Here is a 6,556-nt window from a genome sequence, read left to right as displayed (position 1 = left end):
CACCCATCCTCCCGGCCTGACTCAACGAGTCAGGCCGCCAAGGAGGGCCACAATTCATCCGGTGAAAGTGGTCTCACATTGAGCCGTTGCCGACAATGACCCCCACATACCCCGCCGGTCACGGTCTCCACAGGAGGAGGGGAAGCTCAGCGCCCTCTCCCCCACGCGGGCGCGTGCCCGTCCGGAAGCTGCCACGTGGATCGGACTTTCACGACACCGAACGGCGCTACAGCACGGTCGGCGAAAAACCGCCCGCCGATTTCGGACCATCCGCCCAGGAAGCATGCACTCCGGACCGATCAGCACCAGCTCTTTGGCCGCCGGCGTGGCCCGCGCGCCCGCTCGGCTGCCCGCGCCTCCGGGTCCTCCAGGGAGGACGGCCACTCGGCACTGAACCACTCCGGCTCGAATGGAGAGTCCACCGAAGGCCGGGACGGTTCACCGCGGATCGCCCCGCGCGAAGGCGACACCTACGACCACGACTTCGAAACCATCGCCCGCGCCCCAGGGCAACCAGTCCGCATGATCGGCCTCAGACAGTAATGCCCTCACGGACGCACGGACGGGCACAAAGCCTCTCGTCGGCCGCACACGCCACAGTGACATCGCGGCAACGACGCGCTCGGGGGACGGCCGCACTCACCCGTCGGCCCCGGCAAAAGGGGCGTACTCGAAGACCGCCAGACAGCACTTCCGAATCGTCGTGTCCTGCCAGCGTCCCGAATCCGGCGTTCCAAGGCCTCGTACACGCCACCCGCGGAGACCTACGCCTTCGCCGGACCACCACATCTGCGCAGGTCAGAGCGGTTCGAACTAACGGTGATGACAACGGAGTTGAACTCGCGAGCTGCGGATTCCGTCCGTTGGCCCAACACACAGTGGGGCGGGTGGGACTCGAACCCACGGCCGACGGATTATGAGCCCAACAGGGATCGTGCCAGGCGGTGTCACACGATCACACCAGATCCCGTTTTCCCAGATCAGAGCACGTGTCGCGGTCCCACTGTTCGTACCCCATGTTGCACCGTCCAAAGGCGTCCGCGCTCGTCGAAGCCCTCATCCAGCGCCAAGTGGAACGCGACCGGCTCCGCGAACTCAAAACCGCACGTAGGCGGGAAGCCCCGACCAGCCGGGGGATTACTGGCCGGGGCGGATCAAAGAGGGGACGGCATCACTCCCTGGATGGATTACGTCAGGCCGGACCCTGAGGGCTGTCCTCGATGACAGGTGCCCCGACTGGTTGAGCTGGTCGCGGATGGCGTCCGTGCATCGCTGTCTGGACCTGCTCAGATGCCCAGGACCGCTCGAGCGGTGAGGAAGTAGATCACCAGCCCTGTGGCGTCCACCAGTGTCGTGACCATCGGGGCTGAGACCACCGCCGGATCGATGTGAAGGCGTTTCGCCAGGATTGGCATGGTCCCACCGATCGTCGCCGCCCACCCGCAGATGATCACCAGGGGCCGCCATGTAATGCCCACTCCACGGAGCCGATCCGGACTGCCGTGCGACATCCTCCGTGTCCGCCTCCTCGATCACCTCGACCGCATCGTCAATGGTGAGCAGCCCGACGAGCCTTTCCTCGCTGTCGACAACGGGCAGGTCCAGGGTGTTCGTCTCTCCCATCAGACGCGCCGCGTCTTCCGCGGGGTCGGCGGCGTGCGCGCGGGGGACGTCAGGGACGACGAGATCGAGGACATCGATTCCCGGCGGGCTGAGAACGAGCTCCCGGAGCTCCACGACACCGGTCAGGCGGCGTCCGGCGTCCACCACAGGCAGCGTGTAGACGGTCTCGGCATCCGCGCCCTTGGATCGGACGAGCTCCAGCGCCTGTTGGGCGGTCAGGTGTTGGTCAAGCGCGACCACCTCCGGCGTCATGTAGCGCCCTATCGAGCCGTCCGGATACCCCAGCAGGGCGGCGGTCACCTGACGCTCATGCGCGCTGAGTCCTGCCAGAACCCGCTGGGCTACTTTGGCCGGAGCCTCGCGAAGCATGCGGACACGGTCGTCGGGATCCAGCTCTTCGACCAATTCGCGGAAGGCCACGTCCCGCAGCCCCATCAAGATGGCCTGCTGGTCGACAGGCTGCAGTTCCTCGAAGACCTTTATGGCTTCGTCCTTGTCGAGCAGCCGGAACGCGACGACTGCGTCGACGGCGTTCATACGGGCCAGTTCGTCGGCGATGACGTGGGGTGGGCGTTGGCCCAGCAAGTCCTGTGCGGCACGCAGGTTGTGGCGCTCCAGGGCGTCTTGAAGTTCGGTGGGCAGTCCGTCGTCGGTCAGTTGGGTGTGCGTCATGGCAGGAGTCACCTCGGCAGGCAGCCGACGGGATGCTCTACTACGCGATGCGCGTACCGGCACCGTCCCTGCCTGGTGGAGGGTCAGCTGTGACAAGTCACAGCACGCTCAAGTGCAGGACGGCCGTACGCGAGGCTGGACTGGGAGGCTCGCTCTGCACGGCGAACCACCTCCCTCCTCCACTGATGGGCGAGGCCTTGTGCCACTGCGGCTGGCCAAGCGGCTCATGCCGACAGGCCAGATGATCCCGACGGCTCCCGACGAGAGCCAGCTGTGCCGCCGTTTCGACGGGTTTCTTCCAAGCCGATTGAGCCGGCTGGTGTCAGGCTCGGGTGACCAACGCGAAGGTCACGTCGGACGGGTCCTTCAGCACAGCGACACGGCCGACGCCAGTCACGTCTGTGGGAGAGGAGATGACCTTGCCGCCCAGCGAGACCGCCGTCGCCGATGCGGTGTCGACGTCCTCGGCGCCGAAGTACAGGGTCCAGCCCGGCAAGGTCGCGAGCCCGTGTGTGATTCCGCCGAATTCCGCCGAGTCACCAGCTGCCGTGAGGCGAGCCATGCCATCTGCCGTCGGCGCCGCGGCCGTCCAGCCGAAGACATGGGTGTAGAACGCCGTGGAGCCATCGGCGTCCGGGGTGCTCAGGCCGAACCAGGACGGTGTGCCAGGTTCGTGTACCAGGCCGGACCCGGGGTGCTTGTCCGGCTCCCAGGCGCCGAAGACGGCTCCATCGGGGGCCTTGTAGACGGCAGCGCTGCCAGCGACCGACACCTTCCTCGGAGGGCTGACCACGCTGCCTCCAGCCGCCTCCACGGCTTTCGTCGTCTCGGTGAGGTCATCTGTCATGAAGTAGACACTCCAGCCGGCCGAGTGCTCCTCCCCCTCCTTGAGCTTGATCGCGCCCACGATCTTCTCTTCGCGCAGCGTGAAGTTCACGTAGCCACCCGGGAGTTCCAGGGCCTGCCAGCCGAAGAGGGAGCTGTAGAAGGGACGCGCAGACGCGACGTCAGGGGTGTCGAGATCGGCCCAGCACGGTGCGCCCGGAAGGTGGCGGGTGATCTTCATGGTTCTCTCCTCACACGGCAGCGATCGATCTTCGTCAAGCCAAGCCGGCCATTCACGAGGCTCAGCTCGATCAGCGTGCCGGTACCCTGCAGGCCGACTCCAGTGAAAGAAGGCAACTCGCAGATTCCTTCCATCTGTTGGGCCGAACAGGGCGAATTCGCTCACCTCTCGCGCCGACGCACGGTCGCAACCCTCTTGGCCGTGCCGCCGACCTGGATCCGGCGGGATCGATGGGGTCGGCCGCCATGACCTGCTCCCACTTGGGCCACTCGGTGTTGCCCACCATGATCGCGACCGGGGAACCGAGAGTCAGACCGTGCCGGACGCCGCCGAGGAAGGTGACCTGGTCCCGCTCGAACTTCATCCGGGCACCGCGCCCATAGCCGAGCCGCCGCCTGGCCAGGTGGTCCGCCACCATCTCCGTGGTGATCGGCACGCCGGCGGAAGGCCCTCCAGCGTCGCGACGAGTGCGGGGCCGTGCGACTCCCCCGCGGTCAGCCAGCGCAACCTGCTCAACGGTCGCCCCCGTCGGCCAATCTGCCGCCTCCGGCTGGGAGCACGTACCACGGAAACAGTCCCCGCATCTCCGTGTGGAAGTCCGGAAATGTCTTCGTCTCGCACTGCGAGTCGTCCAGGGTGATGGCTCCGGAGACAGCGAGACCAAGCAGGCAGAACGCCATCCCGATGCGGTGGTCTCGGCGACGGGCAGGTCCGTGATCACGTCTGCTCCGTGATGTGAATCCATTGGCGGTACGTTCCCTGGAGGATCCGCCTGCTCCGTACGTCACGGAGACGAAAGCAGGGTTGAGGGTCTCGACGCGGCGCAGCGCACTCCACAGGGTTCGCTCGCCTTTGGCGGACTTGGGTGGGAAGAACTCGAACGAGTACGACTGGTGGCCGGCCGCGATCAGTTCGGCGGGACTTCGTCGCATCGCGTCAGGGTGGCTGCGGTCACGCCGGCTCGCCCCCCAGCAGGTCGCCGAGGTGTGAAGGGGAAGCGGTGTAGGTCTGGGTGCCGACGGAGGAGAGGGCGAGTGCCGCCAGGGCGGATCCCACGCGGGCACAGGTCACGGCGTCCTGGCTCGTGGTCAAAGAGGCCAGGTATCCGGCCCGGAAGGCGTCTCCGACACCGGTCGGATCAGCGACCGTCGCCGCCGGGACCGCAGGGACGTCGAGCGTGGGATCAGTGGCGCGTTCGATGCGGCTGCCCTTCTCACCGAGGGTGGTGACCCAGGTGCCGACGCGCATCAGGACCTCGGCTTGCGTCCAGCCCGTCTTGGCGAGCAGCAGTCCGTGTTCGTACTCGTTGGTGAACAAGTGGTCGGCGCCGTCGACCAGTTCGCGGATTTCCTCGCCGTCGAGCCGTGCGAGCTGCTGGGACGGGTCGGCGATGAAGCGGAGGCCGTGAGCGCGGCAGGCGCGGGTATGGCGAAGCATCGCGGCGGGGTCGTCCGCGCCGATGTGGACGAGGTCGATGCCACCGTGCCTGTGGAGGATGTCGGCGAGGTCGATGGCGGATGCTTCGGTCATCGCGCCCGGGTAGAAGGAGGCGATCTGGTCGCCGTCCTGGTCGGTAGTGCACAGGAAGCGGGCTGTGTGGCGTGTGGTGGAGATGTGGACGGCTGAGACGTCCACGCCCCGCTCGGCCAGCCGTTGACCGTAGGCGTGGAAGTCGGCGCCGACGGCGCCCACCAGGAGTGGGCGGTGTCCGAGCCCGGCCAACCCCTGGGCGATATTGGCTGCCACGCCTCCGTCCCGGATCTCGAGCGTGTCGACCAGGAACGACAGCGAGACGTGGTCCAGGCGGTCGGCCAGCAGTTGGTCGGCGATGCGGCCGGGGAACGTCATCAGGTGATCGGTGGCGATCGAGCCGGTGATGGCAATGCTCATCTCAGCACCCCGCCGCGCGGCGCAGGGCATCCACCCGGTCGACGCGTTCCCAGGTGAAATCGGGTAGCTCGCGTCCGAAGTGACCGTATGCAGCGGTCTGGGCGTAGATGGGCCTCAGCAGGTCGAGGTCGCGGATGATGGCGGCCGGACGCAGGTCGAAGACCTGTTTGATCGCGAACTCGATAGCCGTCTTCGGCACAGCGGCCGTGCCGAAGGTCTCCACGAACAGCCCGACCGGGTCGGCTTTGCCGATGGCGTAGGCGACCTGGACCTCGCAGCGGCGGGCGAGGCCGGCCGCGACGACGTTCTTGGCGACCCAGCGCGTCGCGTAGGCGGCGGAGCGGTCGACCTTGGAGGGGTCCTTGCCGGAGAAGGCGCCGCCGCCGTGGCGGGCCATGCCGCCGTACGTGTCGATGATGATTTTGCGGCCGGTCAGGCCGGCGTCGCCCATCGGGCCGCCGATCTCGAACCGGCCGGTGGGGTTGACGAGCAGCCGGTAGTCTTCCGTGTCCAGCTTGATGCCGTCGTCCGCCAGTCGTGCGAGTTCGTGCTCGACGACCTGCGTGCGGATGTCGGGGGCCAGCAGACCGTCCAGGTCGACGTCGCCGGCGTGCTGTGCGGAAACGACCACCGTGTCCAGGCGGGCCGCCCGGCTGCCCAGGTGCTCGATGGTGACCTGGGTCTTGCCGTCGGGACGCAGATACGGTGCGATGCCGTCCTTGCGGACCTGGGAGAGCCGATACGAGAGCCGGTGCGCCAGCTGGATGGGCAGAGGCATCAGTTCTGGTGTCTCGTCGCAGGCGTACCCGAACATCAGCCCCTGGTCGCCGGCCCCTTGCGTCTCCAGAGCGTCGCCGTCCTCACCGGCCGGGTCCACGCCCAGCGCGATGTCCGGGGACTGGGCGCCGACGGACACGGACACCCCGCACGAGCGGCCGTCGAAGCCCTTCTTCGACGCGTCGTAGCCGATGTCGAGGACCGCCTCGCGGACCAGGCCGGGGATGTCCGCGTACGCCGTGGTGCTCACCTCTCCGGCGACATGGACCTGGCCGGTGGTGATCAGGGTCTCGACGGCAACCCTCGACTTCGGGTCCTCCTTGAGGAGGGCGTCGAGGATCGTGTCGCTGATCCGGTCGGCGATCTTGTCGGGGTGGCCCTCGGTCACGGACTCCGACGTGAACAGGCGGCGGGACATGGCTCTCCCTGGGGTCGCAGCGGCTGCTGACGGTTGGTTGCTCAGTTGTGTTGAGTTGGGGGCCGGGCCGGGCCGGAGAGCTCCTCGGGGGATGTAGGAGCTCTCCGGCC

The 6,556-nt window shown here is 67.4% G+C and carries 5 protein-coding genes and 3 pseudogenes; all 8 read right to left on the bottom strand.

Going from position 1 to position 6,556, the window contains the following annotated elements:
• Positions 1-1,286 precede the first annotated feature (1,286 nt).
• Positions 1,287-1,415 (bottom strand): magnesium transporter, encoded by a 129-nt coding sequence (locus AB0I98_RS45975; RefSeq protein WP_362952048.1) that lies wholly within the window; start codon positions 1,413-1,415, stop codon positions 1,287-1,289.
• Positions 1,416-1,587: 172 nt separating this feature from the next.
• Positions 1,588-2,160, bottom strand: a pseudogene (locus tag AB0I98_RS45970) (CBS domain-containing protein); the annotation flags it as partial.
• A gap of 457 nt (positions 2,161-2,617) precedes the next feature.
• Positions 2,618-3,361: a VOC family protein gene (locus tag AB0I98_RS45965; protein ID WP_362952045.1), complete on the bottom strand. Its 744-nt coding sequence runs from the start codon at positions 3,359-3,361 to the stop codon at positions 2,618-2,620.
• 193 nt (positions 3,362-3,554) lie between these two features.
• Positions 3,555-3,877 (bottom strand): annotated as a pseudogene (locus AB0I98_RS45960) (chorismate synthase); the annotation flags it as partial.
• The gene (locus AB0I98_RS45955; protein WP_362952047.1) at positions 3,874-4,041 is read right to left on the bottom strand and encodes a hypothetical protein; all 168 of its coding nucleotides are present in this window, start codon (positions 4,039-4,041) and stop codon (positions 3,874-3,876) included. The pseudogene AB0I98_RS45960 and the gene AB0I98_RS45955, both read right to left, overlap by 4 nt.
• Before the next feature lie 69 nt (positions 4,042-4,110).
• Positions 4,111-4,293: pseudogene (locus AB0I98_RS45950) on the bottom strand (methylenetetrahydrofolate reductase); the annotation flags it as partial.
• Between the two features lie 19 nt (positions 4,294-4,312).
• Complete coding sequence (locus tag AB0I98_RS45945; protein ID WP_362952044.1) at positions 4,313-5,251, bottom strand: carbohydrate kinase family protein; 939 nt, start codon at positions 5,249-5,251, stop codon at positions 4,313-4,315.
• Between the two features lies 1 nt (position 5,252).
• On the bottom strand, positions 5,253-6,446 hold the full coding sequence (metK, locus tag AB0I98_RS45940; RefSeq protein ID WP_362952043.1) for a methionine adenosyltransferase: 1,194 nt from the start codon (positions 6,444-6,446) through the stop codon (positions 5,253-5,255).
• Positions 6,447-6,556: the final 110 nt, after the last annotated feature.

Source organism: Streptomyces sp. NPDC050211 (assembly GCF_040656035.1).
Taxonomy (GTDB): Bacteria; Actinomycetota; Actinomycetes; order Streptomycetales; family Streptomycetaceae; genus Streptomyces.
Note: the sequence above shows the minus strand (reverse complement) of the source record. Positions and strands in the feature narration are given on the sequence as shown.

Bases quoted from the DNA above. Each gene is read 5' to 3' on its own strand.
- AB0I98_RS45975 (WP_362952048.1), bottom strand. From the start codon at position 1,415: ATGCCAATCCTGGCGAAACGCCTTCACATCGATCCGGCGGTGGTCTCA.
- AB0I98_RS45965 (WP_362952045.1), bottom strand. From the start codon at position 3,361: ATGAAGATCACCCGCCACCTTCCGGGCGCACCGTGCTGGGCCGATCTC.
- AB0I98_RS45955 (WP_362952047.1), bottom strand. From the start codon at position 4,041: ATGGCGTTCTGCCTGCTTGGTCTCGCTGTCTCCGGAGCCATCACCCTG.
- AB0I98_RS45945 (WP_362952044.1), bottom strand. From the start codon at position 5,251: ATGAGCATTGCCATCACCGGCTCGATCGCCACCGATCACCTGATGACG.
- metK (WP_362952043.1), bottom strand. From the start codon at position 6,446: ATGTCCCGCCGCCTGTTCACGTCGGAGTCCGTGACCGAGGGCCACCCC.